The sequence below is a fragment of the Oleiphilus sp. HI0067 genome, from assembly GCF_001635735.1.
The window spans coordinates 1-738 of record NZ_LWFI01000591.1 but is presented as its reverse complement, the minus strand read 5'-3'; the positions used below and the strand labels follow the sequence as shown (position 1 = coordinate 738).

1 protein-coding gene is annotated in these 738 nt (G+C 44.0%); it reads left to right on the top strand.

What is annotated here, in order from left to right:
• Positions 1-738, top strand: a 738-nt coding sequence (locus tag A3739_RS06755; protein ID WP_197472140.1) for a fatty acid cis/trans isomerase, incomplete at both ends; no start/stop codon positions are given.

Here is a 738-nt window from a genome sequence, read left to right as displayed (position 1 = left end):
TGATCCTAATACAACAAACTTCTATTACCGATTAAAGCCCGTACGCAGAACGATCGTCGATAAAACCCACATGCCTTATAAGTTCAATGATGCGCGCATGAAGGTTTGGCGTGAGTGGTTTTTGAATGCCGACTATGAAGTGACTAAATTGCCTGGCTATGATGCTAAGAGTGCATCGAATCCATTTATTACGTTTAAAGAGCTTCCGGCTTCAGCGCGGTATAAATTCATGTTACAAGAAGCTGAATTCACGATAATGGGTTACATCAAGGGGCCCGTATGTCGTGGGCAAGTGGCCTTGAATGTGATCGAAGATCATTTCTGGGTATTTTTTGTCGACCCTGACATTCCTACTATGCTGTATCAGCCAGCACGTGCTGAAAGTTATGCGGGCAACCTTCGCTTACCTGCTGAAGATCGAAGTACAGCCTCACCATTTAAAATATGGACCAAATACGCTGCGCTTCAAGAGAAGCATTTGACTGATAAACTCAACTACATCAACAGTTTTTCTGATGGTGTTGCTGAGTTGTCACTCGATATGCTCTGGAGTGGCAAAAGTCTGACAAGCAATATCGATGGGCATGAAGCGCATAACCCGAACGCAGCACTCACTATATTTCGTCACTTTGATAATGCGACAGTCGTAAAGGGATTGCATGGCGATAAGCCGAAAACCGCTTGGGTAATTTCGTATAGTTTGTTAGAACGCATTCACTACTTGCTAGTTGCCGGCTT